The organism is Flavobacterium daejeonense DSM 17708 (assembly GCF_000425425.1).
Lineage (GTDB): Bacteria > Bacteroidota > Bacteroidia > Flavobacteriales > Flavobacteriaceae > Flavobacterium > Flavobacterium daejeonense.
In genome coordinates this window covers 86808-105015 of record NZ_AUDK01000015.1, presented here as the reverse complement: position 1 = coordinate 105015, position 18208 = coordinate 86808, and the positions used below count along the sequence as shown (strand labels likewise).

Below are 18208 nucleotides of genomic sequence, written 5' to 3'. Positions count from 1 at the left end.
ATTTAATTAGTTTGTTTTCTTTTCAATAATACTAATAGCATAACCACCTCCCGGAGCTGAAAACTGACTAAGTTTTGTTTTATTTGTTATTTTCACTTTTCGAATAGTATAAGCTTGCGGATTAGTCAAATAATTAGCATCACTACTATCTGAATAAATTGTCGCTTCATATTTTTTTCCTTTATCCAAAAAGTCAAATGAAATAGTAGATGTTCGGGCTGTTTCTCCATTTACATTACCTACAAACCAGTTACTTGTTCCTTTGGCTTTTCTGGCTACTGTAATATATTGACCAGGTTCTGCTTCCAGATATTTACTCTCATCCCAATCTGCGGCTACATCTTTGATGAATTGAAAAGCATCTGAAAACTTCTCATAATTCTCCGGAAAATCAGCTGCCATTTGTAACGGACTGTACATAGTAACATACAATGCCAATTGATTGGCAATAGTTGCATTTACATGAGAACCATTGGTTACATCCATTTCAAAAATACCAGGAGTATAATCCATTGGTCCCCCTATTAATCTTGTAAAGGGTAAAATGGTTACGTGATTTGGTTTATTTCGGTCTCCGCCAAATGCCTGATATTCGGTACCTCTTGCCGCTTCATTACCAATTAAATTAGGATAGGTTCTGCAAATTCCTGTTGGACGTACTGCTTCATGAGCATTAACCATAATTTTGTAATCTGCCGCTTTTTCAATTGCATATTGGTAATGATTATTAGTCCACTGACTATAATGCGTTTCCCCGATTGGAATAATGTTTCCAACATAACCGCTTTTAACCGCATCATAACCATATTCTTTCATTAATTTGTACGCAGCATCCATGTGACGTTCGTAATTTCGAATGGAGCCGGAAGTTTCATGATGCATAATCAGCTTTATACCTTTTGAATGAGCATAATCATTCAATCCTTTCAGATCAAAATCAGGATAAGGAGTTACAAAATCAAAAACATAATCTTTAGCATGACCAAACCAATCTTCCCAACCTTCATTCCATCCTTCCACTAAAACAGCATCAAAACCATTTTTGGCTGCAAAATCAATATATCGTTTTACATTTGTCGTAGTGGCTCCATGCTTTCCATTAGGTTTAGCCTTCGAAAAATCGGTTACACCTAATTGCACTGCGGGAAATTCATCCGTGTAAGACCAACTGTTTTTTCCGGAAATCATTTCCCACCAAACACCAACATATTTGGTAGGCTTAATCCATGATGTATCCTCAATTTTGCAAGGCTCATTTAAATTTAAGGTCATTTTTGAAGCTAAAATTGCTCTGGCATCCTCACTAACTATAATGGTACGCCATGGCGAATGACAAGGGGCCTGCATATTTCCCTTGTCATTGTTTGAATCCGGAGTAAGCCAGGACTCAAAAACTAAATTTTTATCATCTAAATTAAGATGCATACAGGAATAATTGATTAAAGCGGCTTCATGCAGATTGATGTACAAACCATCATCACTTTTCATCATTAAGGAAGTCTGAACCCCTGTTGGTGAAAAGGAAGTTTGCGAAACATTTCCTGTAGTATAAGCTTTTTCCATCAAAGCTCTAATCTCAGAAAGTTTTGAAGTGGAATAATTGTATTCCTGCGTGTCATAATCTCCTGGAATCCAGTAAGCCGTATGATCGCCATTCATAGCAAACTGTGTACGTTCTTCTTTAATGGTAAAATAAACCAGATTTTTTTGTTGCGGAAATTCATATCGAAATCCTAAACCATCATCGAACAATCGAAAACGAATAAGCATTTGTCTGTCAGAACCATTTTGATTTAAAGTTATTGCCAATTCGTTATAATGATTACGAATGGAATTAACTTCACCCCATACCGGTTTCCAGGTTTCATCAAAAGTACTGGTTTTCGTTTCAATTATAGAAAAATCATTTAATAATGACTTTGCGTCATTTGTCAAATGAAAACCTAATTTACTGGGTTTTATCACTACTTTGCCTTTGTAAGTCAAGCTATATATAGGAGTCCCGTCACTTTGCAAAGAAAATTCCATTTGCAGTTTTTGGTTAGGAGACTGTAATTTTTGGGCACTTAATATTTGTAATACAAACAAAAATGCAATCAGTATTGAAAGTGAATGTTTCATTTTTTATTATTTTAATTCTTTAGCTGCGTATCAATTTATTCTGTCACAAGGCGATTTTAATTTAATAATGAGATTGAATCTGCCTCCTTTTGTTGGGGAGGATAAACATTTTTATTTATTCTCTAATTTGTACTACAATTGCATTAAAAAAATAACCAAACATTTTTTTTAAAACCAAACCAATTAGATATTTTTATTGCTATAAAAAACTTACTCAATTGGAAGGCAGATTCAGTCTCATTTTATAAATATTCTACTACTATCATACCCCAATATTGAAGGGATGGAATTTTAAAAACTAAATTCCCTCCTACCTGATTAAAGGACAATTCTTTTGAAGCTCCACCATCAAAATCCGGAGAAGCATACCAAACTTTGCTTACCGCCTGATTATTCTGAAGATTAAGAATCATATTGCTCTTTTTGGCAGGAGTTGCCTGTTCCCCATTCGAATCTCTCCAATTTAAACTTGTTGCATTAGTAAAATTGATTAAATGAATCAATTGTTTGTTAACTACTTTTTTCCCTACCACCGCTACATTAGAATAAGCCGGGGGCCATGCTTTTAAATTTATTTTACCATCTCCTGAACCTATAATTGGAGTGTTAAAATCCCCTCCGTCACGTAACAGATTTTGATAAGCCACCAAAAAATCATAATACTCAATAAGTGATTTTTTTAGTTCACCATCTATTTGTAAATTATCATGTGGAAAATATTCTTTGGATAACATGTGTTCTCCTAATTCTAAATGTGCGCCACCAAAAGCAAAAATTACAGCATCAGTCAGCAATACTCCGGGAGTATTAAAAAATCCGGTACCATTTGCCTTATCATAATCCATATAAGCCGCTAAAACAGTGTTTAATGAGTTATTGGAAAGACTATTATTTCCCTGAATCACGTCAGCCAGATCTTTGTATCCGTCTCGTGGTCCCCAAACTTCGGTATAAGCAACATCCACAGGGGTACTTAAAATATTTGATTGCCCGTATTGAGACACGGCATTCAGCATGTTTTTTTTATCTGGGAAACGTTGTTTCAAATTTTGAAGAAAAGGAGTAAATGTCTCATTTACTTTTACCAAATTTCCGTTGTAATCATAAACATTTCCACGGTCACCTAACTGATCCAAATGCCAGCCGTCGAAATTTAAATTTTGATAAATCAATTTGGTTTTATCAAAAATATAATTTTGCCAGGCCGTATTAGCGGGATTAGTTACTAATATATCACTTTGCCAGGAATCCGGTAAATCATGTTTGTTTATGTTAGTATGATTTTGATCATTATATAAAAAACATTCACTTGAAACCCCGTCGTTACTGAAATCACTCCAGGCTCCGTACAATAAATTATAGCTCATAGAAGCTATATTTCTTTCATGTGCTTTATCAATATACGTTTTAACGGTATTAAAAGACATGGTTCTCCCGGCAATATCCAGCCAACTGGCAGCAGGAGAACTTCCGCTCATTTTTAATGGGGCATGATGTTTATTTCCCCAATCGTAATATTGCAACGAATTAATATGATAATCTTTTAAATTATCCAAAACGGCTGTTATTTGATTATCAGTCATCGTTCCAAATTTGGATAAGAAACCATATCTCGGAAATTTAGTCCAATCAGAAGAAACATCAATGGCAGTTGTTGCCAAAATGGTTTCTACATTATCTACTGTTTTAAATATTTCCACCAAATAACCTTTATAATCTTCAGCAGGAGGAGTCCAGGACCAGTTCGTCCCAGTCAGTACTTCTTCTGATAAAATAGTATTCAAATATTTATACCGTATGACCCCGTTTTCAGGTAATTTATCAATCGTAAAGTGAACCGTTACACCAGGCGCATATTTTGCATAATCTGTTTTTATTGTGATGGATGTAATTGTCTCAACAGGTGGTTCCGGAATAGAAGACGAACCGGTATCATTGCTGCTGCAAGCCGTAAAACACAGTGTAAGGACAGCACATTTAATACTATTTTTAATAAAATATTTCATGATTTTTTGTTTAAAAAGACCAATCCGTTGTAGATTGGCCTAAAGTTTAATTATTGAGGAACAACGGTCATTGTGCCATTGTCTAAATTGATAGTAATTTGGTAATTACCTGCATTTCCTGTTTGCAGTTTCCATTTATTATCGGGACCATCACAAGCATGAGTAATGATATAATTCCCGTTTAATATGGATTGATTGGCAGTTGCAGCGTTTAACCAGTCGCCATCGCACCAGTCGCCTTTAAATTTGGAAATTTTAAATTCTCCGGTTGCATTATCACTTCCAAGCGGTCCGGTATAAATATAATTGCCATTAGTGTAAGTCATAGCGGTTGGAGTTGCGATATTCCAGCCATTTGGCCCACCATCACCAATGATGTATAAATTTACTTTTTGTATTTTTATGGTATTGTTTTGTGTATCCAAAGTGATTTTATAGCGACCAACCTCACCTGCTCCAACATTCCATTTGTTATCCACTGTACAGCCTGAATTTTGTTCCACAGCAGTTGAAGATAATGCCTGACCGTCAGTCAAAGGGCGGAACCATTCGCCGCACCAATCTCCAGTAGCACCCGCAAGAATTTTAAAACTACCCTGCGTTAAATGAGCTTCGTAAGTAAAAATAAATGGATTGTCTTGACTTTGAGTAAATTCTCTTGGAGTATTAATATCCCATCCGCTTGGAGAAGCATCACCCACAATATAAATATGAGAAAATGCCGGTCCTGAAACTGCTTCTATAGTAATCGTTAAATTCAATAAATCTGCCGTAATCTTATATTGTCCGGCTTGCGTAATTTCCCATTGCAAATCATCACCGCTGCCCTCAATATTATGAACCATTTTTGTGATATCTGTTGCATTTTGGGTATAAAAATCCTGACAGAAACACCCCTCTTTACTAACAGGTAATTTGAAAGAACCCACACTTAAAACCCCTTGATATATAAAGATTCCAGGTTTAGAGGACGAAAGTGTAAATGGCAATGCATTAGCAATATCCCAACCTACAGAAGTGGCACTTCCGATAATATACAATTCTTTTGAAACCGGTAAATAAGTTGTTACTGAAAACGTAGCACTGGCTATTTGAGGGTCAACATTTTCATTCGCAACCGTAGCAATAACTCTGGCTTCAAAATTTTGCGTAGCTCCCGGTTGCACACCAAAAGTATTTATTAAAATAGTGTTTAAAGTAGCCGAACTTAAAGAAAATGAATATGAATTGGCTCCCATTTCATAATCAATTGCTGAGGCATAATTATTTCCTTCCTTATCTATTTGAAGGACATAACTAATGGAAGCACTAGTCCCTTCATTTGTTCCCGTTGTCCAAATAAATGTTAATTTATCATTAGGTTGACGTTCATCTAAAACCATTTCTGAGTTGGAAACAGTAAGTGTTAATTCGTCATTTTGATTCAGGCTAGAATCATTTAATACATCTTCACAAGAAGCATTCATTAGTACTAAAAATAGAGTACCAAGAATAGAAAGTGTTTTTATAAAAATATTTTTCATAATCGTATCTTTTAGTACCCAGGATTTTGAGTTAATTTTGGATTTCTGTCTCTTTCAATTTGTGGTATTGGAAATAATAAATGTTTAGTAGCGGCATTTGTTTTTCCTATAGAATGAAGAAAATCTAGTCCGTATTGACCATTGAGTACCCGTACTAAATCAAACCATCTTTGCCCTTCAAATGCCAATTCAACTCTACGTTCATGCAATACCTTTTCTCTAAACTGTTCTTTTGATAATCCGGTAACAATATTTGGAAGTCCGGCTCGATTTCTAACTTTATTCAAAGGAGTTTCAGCTTGAGATGTTTGTCCTAATTCATTTAAAGCCTCTGCTTTCATCAATAAAATAGTAGAAAAACGAAGTATTGGAAAATTCATAGGACTATTATCATAGGAACTAACAACACTTAAGGGCACCAAAAATTTTCTAACATTATATCCGGTTGTAGAATAACTGCTTTGATAGTTTTTCCCATCAAAAGCTGGCGCTCCGTCATAAAAAACAGTTACATCTTTTCTTTTGTCATTCGCTTCATAAGAATCGATAAATTCCTGTGTTGGCTGATTCCATCCAAAACCGCCACCAACAAAATTGGCTCCTCTTGGCCCCATAAACGGACTTGTCCACGATGCCTGATTTTCATTATCCCAAAAACTATAACCTCCATCACTTGCATATTGCACTTCAAATAAAGACTCTTTTGAATTTTCTGTTACAGGGTTAAAATTATCGGCATAGTTGGTATTTAAATCAAATCCTAAACCTTCAATTTGTGTAGTCAAATCAACCACTTTTTGCCAGTTGTTTCCCAGTGTCAAATAGACCTCTGCTAATTCTCCTAAAGCTGCTCCTTTATTGGCTCTCCCAATATCACTACCTGAGTAGTCACTTTTATTAGGTAATAATTCTGCAGCAGTTTCTAAATCAGAAATAATTTGTTCATAAACTAAATCTTTAGAAACTCTAGCTGGAAACAAATCAGTATTAGAACTTCCCGGATTTGTAATTAAAGGCACATCACCAAAAAAGCGTACTAAAATGAAATAATAATGGGCTCTCAGGAAATAGGCTTCTCCCATTGAACGATTTTTGATATTTTCATCAATATTTAAATCTGGAGCAACACTTAATACAATGTTTGACCTTAAAATACCAGGCCATGGACCTCTCCAAATGTCTAATACACCTTGATTATCTGTACTGGTTACAAAATTAGACATATCCTGTGTCTCAATTCCATCTGTTCCACCTCCTGCACCTACAATACTATTTCCGGCCATAATATCTGAAGTCCACATTCTTAAATTGTACAATTTAGGCCATTGCAAAGGTTGGTAAGCACCATTAACTAACGTCACTAATTCATTTGCATTTGTTGGGTAATTGGAAGTGTTTATCGTGTCTAAAGGAGCTTTATCTAAAAAGTCATTAGAACATTGGGTACTAGCAAAAATTGCTAATGTTAAAGCTATTATTTTTATAAATTTCATCTTTTTATTTTTTAAAATCCAACATTTAAACCAAGAGAAATAATTCTTGTAACAGGATAGATATTGTTGTCAATGCCATTAGTAGAAACTTCTGGGTCAAACCCACTATATTTTGTAAATGTGAACAAATTTTGACCTGACAGATATACTTTTGCGTAGTCAAAAATTTTATCTTTTCCAAAATCAGTTGGGATATTGTACGTAAGACTTACATTTTTAATTCTTAAATAGGAACCGTCTTCGATATATCTTGAAGATGCTCTGTTGTTGTTATTTGGGTCTCCATAAACAGCTCTTGGCATACTGTTACTTGTTCCCGGTCCTGTCCATCTTCCTAGTACAGCAGTAGATTGATTGGTGGTGATGGACATCGCTTCATTATACAATCTGTTAGCATTGAAAATATCATTTCCATAAACCCCTTGTAAATATACGCTTAGACTAAAGTCACCGTATGTAAGTGTATTGTTTAAAGAAGCTGAAAAATCAGGGTTTGGATTTCCAATATAGGCACGGTCAGCATCTGTAATCAAACCGTCATTATTTAAATCTTTGAATCTAATATCTCCTGCTGATGTACTGTTGCTCGAAGAAGTTCCCTGTACTTGAATAGCATGGTTATCTACTTCAGCCTGAGTTTGGAAAATACCATCTTGAACAAATCCGTAAAATACATTGATTGGCAATCCTTCTTTGATTCTTGAAACATTGTAATTTAAGCCTAAACCTCCTGTTACTAGTGGAGCATCACCATTTAGATCGATTACTTTATTTTTATTTAATGAAAAAACAAAGTCTGTATTCCAACTAAATTTATCTTTTTGAATGTTTTTGGTATTAATAACCAATTCAATTCCTTTGTTTCTAATTTTTCCGGCATTAATATAAGGTACAAAGATGTCTGAATAACCAGATGTTACCGGTACCGACTGAGGCACTAACATATCGTTAGTGTTTTTAATATAAGCGTCCAAAGTAAGATTAACTCTCTCGTTAAAAAATGACGCATCTAAACCAATGTTATATTGTTCCTGAGATTCCCATTTAACATTCGAATTAGGCAAAACCGTTGGAATGGCGGCACTAACAAAATTCCCATTAAAGTTATACAGATAGGTATTGTAGTTAGAAGAAAAGGAATAATTACCAATTTCCTGGTTTCCTGTAACTCCATAACCTAATCGTAATTTCAAATCATTTACACTTTTTGATTTAAAAAAATCTTCATTTGAAATTCTCCAGGCTAATGAAGCAGAAGGGAATGTTCCGTATTTATTTCCTGTGCCAAATCGTGATGAACCGTCTCTACGTACTGTTGCTGTTGCATAATACTTACTTTTATAATCGAAATTAGCTCTGGCAAATGTGGAAAAAATTGCCCATTCGGAACCACTACCATGTAAAGTACTTTGCGCGATACCATTATTTAAAGTTTGTGTACTTTCGCTTGGAAAATCTTGAATAGAACCACTGATATATTCGAATTTATTTTGTTGTGCACTCGTTCCGACAACAGCCGTTAGATTTATACCACTATCAAACTTTTTAGAAAAAGTCAATGTGTTATCCAATAATAAAGTAATTGCCTGATTTGAAGATTCGGATAAAAAAGCATTTTGTCCTATTTTAGAATCCCAATTATAGGTTGGTGCCCAGGTTCTGCTCTTCCAAAAATTAGCTTCAGCTCCTGCAAGAGTTTTGAATTTAAAGTTTTTCAAAAAAGTAAGCTCTCCAAAAATATTTCCTTGAACATTATAGCCTTTAGTCGAATTATCAATAATATTAGCTTTACCAATTGGATTATCAACATCACCAGAATATATGGCTTGCCCTATTGGTCCTGAATAATTTCCATTTTCTCTGTAAATAGGTTGTGTTGGAAGTGAAATCAGTGCATTTTGAATATTATAGTCCCCTTGTGATTTTATATCATGGTTTAATTTTAAACTATTCCCGAATTTGATGTTATCAGAGATTTTAGTATCTGTATTAAACTGTAAAATATAACGCTTATAATCGGTATTGATGATGATTCCTTTTTGATCAAAAACATTTAAGGAAGTGTAAACTTTTGTTTTCTCATTACCGGCAGAATAGGACATCGTGTAGTTATTTTGAATCCCTGTTTTGAAAAAGGCATCTACCCAATCCGTGCCTTTTCCTAAGGATTCAGGATTTTGAAAGTCAGGATTTGGTGTTAATCCGGCATTATTTAAAATATCGTTATGCAAACTGGCAAACTGGGAAGCATTTAAAACGGGAAGTATATCGGTTGCTTGAGATATTCCGGTAGAAAAATCAAATGATAATGAAGATTTTCCAACAGAACCTCTTTTAGTTGTGATAATTACCACTCCATTGGCACCTCTTGCTCCATAAATAGCAGTTGAAGAAGCATCTTTAAGTATTTGTAAGCTTTCAACATCATTCATGTTTATTTGATTCAGTCCTCCGGTTAAAGGCATTCCGTCAACAACAATCAATGGATCATTATTCCCAATGGTCCCGGTACCTCTAATTCTAAAAGTTGGATTATCACCAGGCTTTCCGGAAGTAATCACCTGAACACCGGCGGCACGTCCCTGAATAGCATCACCCACATTGGCAACAGGCTGTTTATTGATGTCGGCCAGTTTAACCGTGGAAATGGATCCTGTTAAATCTTTTGATTTTACCTCGCCGTACCCAATTACAACCACAGTATTTAATGACTCAGACTCTAATTCCAGATTTACAGTTAATGCTGTTTGACCATTTGTGCTAATATCTTTGGTCTTATACCCAATAAAAGATATACTTAAAACAGCATTTTCATTAGATACCGTAATTTCGAATTTTCCATCAAAATCGGTAATGGAAGTCTGATTACTGTTTTTAAGTAAAACCGAGGCGCCTGGCAAAGGTTGGTTGCTTTCATCCAATACTTTTCCAGTAATTTTAATTTTTCCGTTTTGAGCCATCATAAAGAATGGAAGGAGAAGAAAAATTAAGAAACACAGGGATGGTTTAGCCCTGTTTAATGAAGTAATTTTCATAATACATTAATTTTTTAGTTAGTTATTTTAGTTTTGATTGTGTTTGGTAAAAAACACTTTCAATACAAAATTGCATAAATAACATGTCGAGAATACTCTCCAAAAAAAACGTATAGAAAAATACAGCCTGTTTTTAGGTTAAATTTAATATAAAACCTTGATTTTATTCATTTTATAATATTTTAAAATCAAATAATAATATAGAAAATCAGGCGTTTTTATAGCTTTAAAGTAGTGTTTTTGAGTAGTTTTTTATCAAAATCTTCCTTATTAATTGACGAATTATTTCGTATTTTGGTTTTGTAAGCGTAAATAGAATTAACAGAATAGCCTAAAATTTGCGCTATAATTTCATTCTGTGTAATTCCCAGACGAATTAAAGCGTAAATTCGTAACTCCTTAGTTAAAACCTGCTCTTTGTCTAATAGAATTTTATGTTCTTCTTTCATTAAAGAGTTAAATTCTTTTATAAAATTAGGAAACAGACTCACAAAAGCTTTGTCAAAATTCTCTAATAACTTTTCTTTTTCTCTCTTTAAATTATAACTTAAAATCGTACGGTTTACTTTGTCGTATCTTTCTTCTTCAATGTTTTTTTTCATCGAATTTATAAAGGCATTAAATTTTTCAAAAATGCCGTCGTATTGTGTAAAAAACAATCCGAGATACTCTTCTTTAATTTTATTTGCCTCAGAAAGTTGGCTATTAACATGTTTGATTTCTATATTCTGAGATTTGATTTTATCATTTACTTTTAATAGCTGCTTGTTAATTTGCTTTAAATTTTGATGCGCATCAGCAATAATTTTCCTTGCTTTAGTAAGCTTTCTATTTTGATTGTAGATAATAATTGCAAAACAAATAGCTATAATCAAAAATATACTTACAATGATATATTGCCAGTATAATCTTTGCTTTTCTTTTTCAACGAGTTTAAGTATTTCTTGTTCTACAAGAGGCAATATAGCTCCAACCTGAATTTTTCGCTGTTGGGCGCCATAAAAAGAAGCATCTTCATTTGCCTTTTTGATGAGGATTGAAGCATTATTCAAATCACCTTTTTTAAATAAGAGTTCCGAAAGCTTGATGATGGCTAAGGATTCTTTGGTTGAAGTTTTAATATCAGAAATTACAGCTTCCGAAAAATGCGAAATTGCTTTGTCATTATTTCCTAATTGTTGATACAATTCGCCAAGCATATAATGCACTAATGCCTGGTCATGAGGCTGATTTTTCTTTTGTAAAAGGGTTTTAAAATCAGAAAATGATTCTTGTAATTTGTCTTCTTTAAACTTATTAAAAGCCTCTAAAAAATAATGAAAAAAAGTGTCGTCTTCTGTTAACGAAAGAGCTTTCTCCCGATATAAATGGGCTAAATTTAAATATTGTTTATTAAAATAGGGCGTATTACTATATTCAGCCATATCACCGTAACAACGTCCCAAAATACCATAATAAAGCGTATTGTAATTGGTATTTTTATCATCTATTTTAGAAGGTTCCAAAAAATCCAGTGCTTCTTTATACATTCCTGATGACACACAAATATCCGCCAGATTCATATTAGCAGTCGCTAAAAACGATTTATCATGTAATTGTTGTGCCAGTGTTTTACTTTGAATTCCATAATAAAATGCCGAATCCCGTTGAAAAACTTTAAAGCGATAAAACATTTCGGTATTTAGATTATAAAGTGATAAAACGTCACTTTTTTTTGTGCTCTTTAAAATAGTTCGAATACTGTCTATTTCAGCTTTTTTCTTTGCATCATATTTATTAGAATCCTCAATAGTTTGCACTACTAAATTTAATTTACTTTCCTGAGCAAATAAGCCGGTATAACTGAATAATACTATTGCAGTAAAAATGCATAAAGATTTTAATAGAAATATTTTTTTCATTGCCAATAAAATGTAAAAATCAATTAAGAAGTATTGTTTTTAAAATTCAGAAGATGAGTTGTAACAAAAAGTAATTGTGTTTAGGAATTTTAAAAACGTAAATATAGCTATATTATAGATAGAGTGTGACGAATTTAAAAATGATCATTTTTAAGATTGAGAATAAAAAATTATGCGTTTACTTAAATAGAAAAAACCTGCCAGAAGTTGAAGTAAAACCTCAAATACTGACAGGTTAATTAATAATTACAATAAAATTTTACAATAACCCTGTAACTCCTTAAGGATTAACCACTTTAATATCATAAAAAGAAGCGGTACTATTATCTGTAAAAATTCCCCAATTAGTATTAGTAGCTTTGTAAACTCTATTTGTAAGCGCAACTTCGTTATTAATATATACTGTTAAAATTGAATTTTCAATAACAATTTGAATGTCATACAAAGTATTTGGACTAAAAGAATAGGGTACATCGTTATAGGCAACTGTATTTGAAGTTAATTCAGAACGAACTGTTTTGTCTAAACTAAATCTATTTTGGGAAGGCACAAATCTAAGACTGTAAAAATTTTCATAACCATCGCAAGCACCAATCATAAATCCGAAATCTTTATTGCAATTACTAAATGATACACTGGCACTAATTTTATAATTATCTAAATTGATTGGTACATAAATAATATTAGCCACGTCAAAATCTGCCGGGCTGCTCAATTGATAGGATAAGCCACCTGATAATGGGGTTATATTTCCCCATTGGCTGTTTTGAACAGGGGTATAATTTGTAGTTTCCATCTTGTTTTTTAAAGTATGTGGAATGGCTACAGCCAAATCTCCATTACTTTTTTGATACAACTTATGTACAGCTAAATTTCCTCCCCAACCCCATGAACCAGCATCTGTATTACCTGTCAATATATTGTTCCAGGCAAAAATATATCTGTCAATTCCGTCGGTTGCTGTTTTAGCGGCATAAAATCCTGTTCCTTCAAATCGGTCAGAACCAGAAGGCAGAGACCACGTACCATTTATGGAATTACTTTTTCGATAATACAAGTATTTACTGTTAATATCAGAAAAAATAAGATAATAAGTACTTCCTATTTTAAATATTTCAGGAGTTTCCATCATAAAGAAATTTTGCGTTCCTCCATCATAAAGTACCCCTTGATAATTCCAGTTTAGCAAATTGGTCGATGTATATTTAGCGATAACACCTTTCCATGTTCCACTTACATTTTTTCTGGCTGAAACAAGCATAATATATTGAGACGAACCTGAATCCCACAACACATAAGGATCCCTAAAATTATCATTTTCATCAAATCCCTGTCCTGTAGGAGGGTAAATTGTTGTGAAAGATGAGTTATGAGTAAAATTGGCATTAAGACTTGTAGAAGTTGCCAGCATAACACCTTCTTTTTTTGTTACGCAGGAAGAAGGATAATTAGGATTATGACCAGTGTAAAATGCATAATATTTGTTGCCTTTTTTAATGATATTTCCTGTACCTAAAGCAAAATTTTGAGAACAACCATTGGTGCTACAACTTAAAATTTCACCTGCTGAAAGTTCTGAATAGGAATAAAAATCATTTGTCTTAAATCCATACCAAGGATGTCTCTTATTAATTGCATCATTCCAAATGTCTTTCAAATAATAAACATAAAACGAACTGGTAATGGAATCATAATAAGGCATAACATCACCTATACGATTTCCGTCAGAAACCATTCGATATATGCTATAATCTGTTTGTTCTGCCTGAGCATCACAGCTAAGTGAAGAAGTCGTTAATGAGGCAGTTTCGAAGTTCATTGAAGATTCTTTTAAAGACTCTAAGCTACATCCATTTAGTAGTAAACTAATAACAACTAAACAGAATTCTTTTGGTAATAAGTACTTAATTTTCATATAATTAATTGGTTTTGGTTACTAATGAAAAAATAAAACAGAAATGCAGCAAAACAGGATCATCTAAATAATGATTAGATATCCGTTTCATAACATTTAAAAAATAACTTGTTAATTGCTTAATTTTCTAAGCCAGGGTAATCAGTTAGCAAACTCATACTTTTTCGGTTAATAGTCTTTATGAGTTTTCAGGTGAGCAACACAGGTCGCTACACAAAATAAGTAAATGATTTCTTCTTTTGGTTCAGATAAAGTTTTAAAGAAGATAGTGAAAAAATAAAAGCCTGTAAAAAATCCACAGGCTTTTAGAAAAAATAGTAAAATTAAGATTTTAACATCATAAATTTACTGATGTCTTTTTTAGTCAATGCAGGATTAGCCCCTTCGCTTCCGGCAACTAAAGCACCTACTGCGCAAGCAAAATTCAAAGCTTTTTGAGGTGATTTGCCATTTAATAACTTAATAAGCAACGATGCTAAAAAAGAATCACCGGCTCCTACCGTATCCATTACCTTGATAAAATAGCCACTGTTGTAGTAAAATTTATCATTATAATACAAAACGGCTCCAAAGGCACCTTTGGTCACGCATATATGCTTGGTATTAGTTTCTTTGGCTATAAATTTGATATTTTGCTCAAAAGAATGATAAGGCGATCCCATTTTTTGACTGATTTCCAGTAATTCTTCATCATTTAATTTGATAAAATCTGCCTCACGCATCAAATGACTAATCAATTCAAAAGTATAGTATGGTGCTCTCAAGTTAACATCAAAAACTTTATAAGTAGTACTATTTTCTAACAAATGCATTAAAGTAGCCCGCGAATCTTCGTCACGGGCGCTCAAACTTCCAAAAACAAAAACATCGGAATCTGAAATTTGATGTATCAATCCGTCTTCAGCTTTTATCTTGTCCCAGGCTGATGGATATAAAATATCATAAGATGCATTTCCTTTCTCATTTACCATTACATGAACTACACCTGTCTTATAATCCGCTCCTGCCTGAATATAATTGGTATGCACTCCATTTTCTTTCACAAATGTAACGATAGCCTCTCCGTCCTCGTCAAACCCTACTTTGCTTATCATGGCTACATCGGCACCTAAAGATTGCATTCTCAAAGCCACGTTCAAAGGAGCTCCTCCAATTTTTTTATGTGTTGGAAAAACATCCCACAGTACCTCTCCAAATGAGAATGCTTTTATTTTTTTGTTTTTAGTCATTTTATCTAAAAAGTTAATTGATTTATTCGGTTGTTTTCAGTGTTAAATTTGAAACTTTAAATTGGTTTCCTTCTGAAAGCAATCCCCATTTATGAAGTTCTCTGCTATAAATACGATTGCTTAGCACCTTATTTCCACCAATGTAAAAAGTACAAATACTGCCATCACAAATTAATTCTACCTCATAATTAACATCCTCAGCTATTGCAAAAGGAATTTGTGCTACCAACTGCATCGCCGAATTGTAAGCTGCTATTCGATTGTTTTCCGGTTCTAAAACTATTTTGTAATAATCTCCCGCATCATTAATTTCAAATTTAAATCCTGCCGAAGTTGTTGTATTTCCTAAAGAAATCGTAGCATTAATCTTCGCTTTTTTCCCGGCTGCTTTAAAATCAACACTGGCATTTCCACTGAGTTGAAAGTTAGCATTATTTTCGCTAACCGTCCCAGTTGTATTTACAGATTCTAAAAGAATTTCTTTAGTAAATAATTCCTTTACGACCTGTGGTGCCAGAAACGACAAGGTTCCATCCGTATTTTGACTGATTTGGTGAATGACCATATTTCCTGCCCATTCTTTATTTCCGGCGTCATTTTGCGGTGATTTTCTGGCTGTCCAACCAAAAGCATAACGCTTGTTCCCGTCGGATGCCGTTTTGGCTGCATAAAAATATTCTCCGTCAATCATATCCTGTGCCGGATTAATCCAAGGACCATTTAGAGAAGTTGCCATTCGATAATGAGTCCCTTTGCTATTCCCCCAGTTTTCAGAGAAAAGCAAATACCAATAATTACCCATTTTGAAAACATCGGCACATTCCATCATCAAATAATTTTCTTCTGCTGTAGTTGTATAAATAGGTACCTGAACTTCCCAATTTCCAGTGGCAGGATTGCTACAAGTAAAATGCAACAAAACGGCTTTCCTTCCCGGATCTGTTTGTGTACTTACCAACATCGAATATTTATTCAATTCTTCATTAAAGAAAACATGAGGATCTCTAAAATCAAAATCCAAATAACCAGCCGGAGCGGTAATTTTGAAATTTGAAATCTTGGTCCAGTTTTTCAAATCGGTACTTGTAGCGCAAAGAACACTTTCTCTGGGATTTGATTCTAAAAAAGCAGGAATTGCATTATGCCCTGTGTAATAAAAATAATAGGTGTTTCCAACCTTCACCACCGATCCGGTTCCTACACCAAAATCTGCCTCATCTGCATTTCCATAAGGAATCATTTGACCGTTGTAACTGAAATGAGCCAAATCGGTAGTTTGAAATTCATGAATATCATGAAATCCTTTTCCGGCAGGCTTGTTTTGTGCATCGTGCAGGAAATAAATATGAAATTTTCCACTATCAAAAAATGGCATAATATCTCCGGTATAACCGGCACTATAATAGGGATCCTTTCCCCCCATCCATTGGGATGGAGGAATAGGATAAATACTGGCTATTGACGATTCGCCTCCTGAAATAGAACCACCTATGTAGGTATCATCGTTTTGACTGCAGGAAAGCAGCGAAAAGAAAATTGAAGATCCCAGAATTATATTTTTAATTTTCATCTGTTTTTATTTTAGTTATTTATTGCTAAATAATTGATACTGTTTTGCGTTAATAATTTAATGTTTGTAATAAACTCGTTTGCCTGACTTGGTACACCATTACTTTCTTCATTATACCAATCATAAGCTCCCATTGAAATTACTACAACATTTTTATTAGTATTGTTATTTGGCCATTCTGCGATAGTTACACGACCATCTAGATTGTCATCCCAACCTTCACTGGCTAAGTTTGTTCCCCCGGTTTGATCTCTCCAACCTGCACCATTAACATAACCTCCCCATTCCGGGACAAACCACCAGGCAGTATGGTTCAGTCGGTAAGTACCACTTTGAAGCAAGTAAGCTTTTCCGGTTTCATAAGTAGTAAGACCATCAAAAATTGGATGTGTTTCATGACCTCTAAAAGACATTCCCCATGAATTACTGTCAACCCAGCCACCAGGCAGGAAATCTCCAAAAACATTATTTGGTCCTTTGCCGGATGGAACAATTCCTAAAGCATCAACATATTGAGAAGCAAAAGAAGTCAGTAATAAATTTCCACCATTGGCACGAAATGCTTGCAAGGCCTGCGTAACTGCAGGTTTGAATGCCACCGTTGGTAAATTGGTAGCCGAATCAAAATGCCACCAGATTACATCAATATCAGCTAAGGAAGCTCCATTTACAATATCATCAAATGAAATATATTCAGCTCCGTTAAAAGTATCAAAAAACCAGTTGGCTGCGGTTATTTCGTCCATATTGGTTATAGCTGCACGGTTGGCTGCTGTTCCTAAAAATGCAACCACCAATCCTTGTACCGGTACGCCTACTTTTGCAGTATAATTTACTGTTTTACCATTAGCCGTAATTACAAATGTTACAGGATTTGAAAAATCAATTGTTGTACCTGAAGTTGGAGAAATACTAACTCCAGTTGTGGTTTCAATAACAGGGTTTAAATTGGTTAAATCAGTACCTTCCGATAAAGTAAGCGTTATAGTTTTGGCTGCATCATTAATAATTGCGGCTACATTATTTATGCTAAAAGATTTAATCGGACTCAAAACGGTTGTTTTGATTGTATAATCCTTAAAAAGATTACCATTTACAACTCTAAATTTGATTGTATTTCTTAAATCCAATGCTTCTGAAAAATCAATATTAGCAGTTGCACCGTCTTCTAAGACCACTTCAGGGATTACAGAAGTTACATCAGAACCATAAGGCATAACCAAATTGATTTCCCCTGTATTCTGACTTATCGTTGCTTCTACTCCATTTACAGTCAAAGAAGCAACATTTGAAGGACTGTCAATATCTAATCCGCTTTCATTAAAATTATCTTCGCAGGAAGCCAGGCTTAACAGCATTATAAAAAATACTGTCCACAGGTATCCTATTTTATTAAGTGTTATTTTCATCTTTTC

At 33.9% G+C, this 18208-nt stretch carries 10 protein-coding genes; all 10 read right to left on the bottom strand.

Going from position 1 to position 18208, the window contains the following annotated elements; all coding sequences use genetic code 11:
* Window positions 1–6: 6 nt before the first annotated feature.
* Complete coding sequence (locus tag H599_RS0111620; RefSeq protein WP_026714298.1) at window positions 7–2121, bottom strand: glycoside hydrolase family 97 protein; 2115 nt, start codon at window positions 2119–2121, stop codon at window positions 7–9.
* Between the two features lie 242 nt (window positions 2122–2363).
* Window positions 2364–4127, bottom strand: coding sequence for an endo-dextranase (locus H599_RS0111615; RefSeq protein WP_051590725.1), 1764 nt, complete (start codon window positions 4125–4127; stop codon window positions 2364–2366).
* Between the two features lie 50 nt (window positions 4128–4177).
* A complete protein-coding gene (locus tag H599_RS0111610) occupies window positions 4178–5650 on the bottom strand; it encodes a SusF/SusE family outer membrane protein (RefSeq protein ID WP_081810552.1) in 1473 nt (490 codons plus the stop codon).
* Window positions 5651–5661: 11 nt separating this feature from the next.
* Window positions 5662–7143: a RagB/SusD family nutrient uptake outer membrane protein gene (locus H599_RS0111605; protein ID WP_026714295.1), complete on the bottom strand. Its 1482-nt coding sequence runs from the start codon at window positions 7141–7143 to the stop codon at window positions 5662–5664.
* Window positions 7144–7154: 11 nt separating this feature from the next.
* Window positions 7155–10178 (bottom strand): SusC/RagA family TonB-linked outer membrane protein, encoded by a 3024-nt coding sequence (locus tag H599_RS0111600; protein WP_051590724.1) that lies wholly within the window; start codon window positions 10176–10178, stop codon window positions 7155–7157.
* A gap of 218 nt (window positions 10179–10396) precedes the next feature.
* Complete coding sequence (locus tag H599_RS0111595; RefSeq protein WP_026714293.1) at window positions 10397–12079, bottom strand: DUF6377 domain-containing protein; 1683 nt, start codon at window positions 12077–12079, stop codon at window positions 10397–10399.
* A 280-nt stretch (window positions 12080–12359) separates the two neighbouring features.
* On the bottom strand, window positions 12360–13898 hold the full coding sequence (locus H599_RS0111590; RefSeq protein ID WP_162174259.1) for a glycoside hydrolase family 32 protein: 1539 nt from the start codon (window positions 13896–13898) through the stop codon (window positions 12360–12362).
* Window positions 13899–14317: 419 nt separating this feature from the next.
* Complete coding sequence (locus H599_RS0111585; protein ID WP_026714291.1) at window positions 14318–15223, bottom strand: carbohydrate kinase family protein; 906 nt, start codon at window positions 15221–15223, stop codon at window positions 14318–14320.
* Window positions 15224–15245: 22 nt separating this feature from the next.
* The gene (locus tag H599_RS20320) at window positions 15246–16793 is read right to left on the bottom strand and encodes a glycoside hydrolase family 32 protein (RefSeq protein WP_051590723.1); all 1548 of its coding nucleotides are present in this window, start codon (window positions 16791–16793) and stop codon (window positions 15246–15248) included.
* A gap of 11 nt (window positions 16794–16804) precedes the next feature.
* Window positions 16805–18202: a DUF4960 domain-containing protein gene (locus tag H599_RS0111575; RefSeq protein ID WP_081810551.1), complete on the bottom strand. Its 1398-nt coding sequence runs from the start codon at window positions 18200–18202 to the stop codon at window positions 16805–16807.
* Window positions 18203–18208: the final 6 nt, after the last annotated feature.

Coding starts and splice junctions, on each gene's coding strand:
- H599_RS0111595 (WP_026714293.1), bottom strand. CDS start 12,079: ATGAAAAAAATATTTCTATTAAAATCTTTATGCATTTTTACTGCAATA.
- H599_RS20320 (WP_051590723.1), bottom strand. CDS start 16,793: ATGAAAATTAAAAATATAATTCTGGGATCTTCAATTTTCTTTTCGCTG.
- H599_RS0111590 (WP_162174259.1), bottom strand. CDS start 13,898: ATGAACTTCGAAACTGCCTCATTAACGACTTCTTCACTTAGCTGTGAT.
- H599_RS0111610 (WP_081810552.1), bottom strand. CDS start 5,650: ATGAAAAATATTTTTATAAAAACACTTTCTATTCTTGGTACTCTATTT.
- H599_RS0111600 (WP_051590724.1), bottom strand. CDS start 10,178: ATGAAAATTACTTCATTAAACAGGGCTAAACCATCCCTGTGTTTCTTA.
- H599_RS0111615 (WP_051590725.1), bottom strand. CDS start 4,127: ATGAAATATTTTATTAAAAATAGTATTAAATGTGCTGTCCTTACACTG.
- H599_RS0111620 (WP_026714298.1), bottom strand. CDS start 2,121: ATGAAACATTCACTTTCAATACTGATTGCATTTTTGTTTGTATTACAA.
- H599_RS0111575 (WP_081810551.1), bottom strand. CDS start 18,202: ATGAAAATAACACTTAATAAAATAGGATACCTGTGGACAGTATTTTTT.
- H599_RS0111585 (WP_026714291.1), bottom strand. CDS start 15,223: ATGACTAAAAACAAAAAAATAAAAGCATTCTCATTTGGAGAGGTACTG.
- H599_RS0111605 (WP_026714295.1), bottom strand. CDS start 7,143: ATGAAATTTATAAAAATAATAGCTTTAACATTAGCAATTTTTGCTAGT.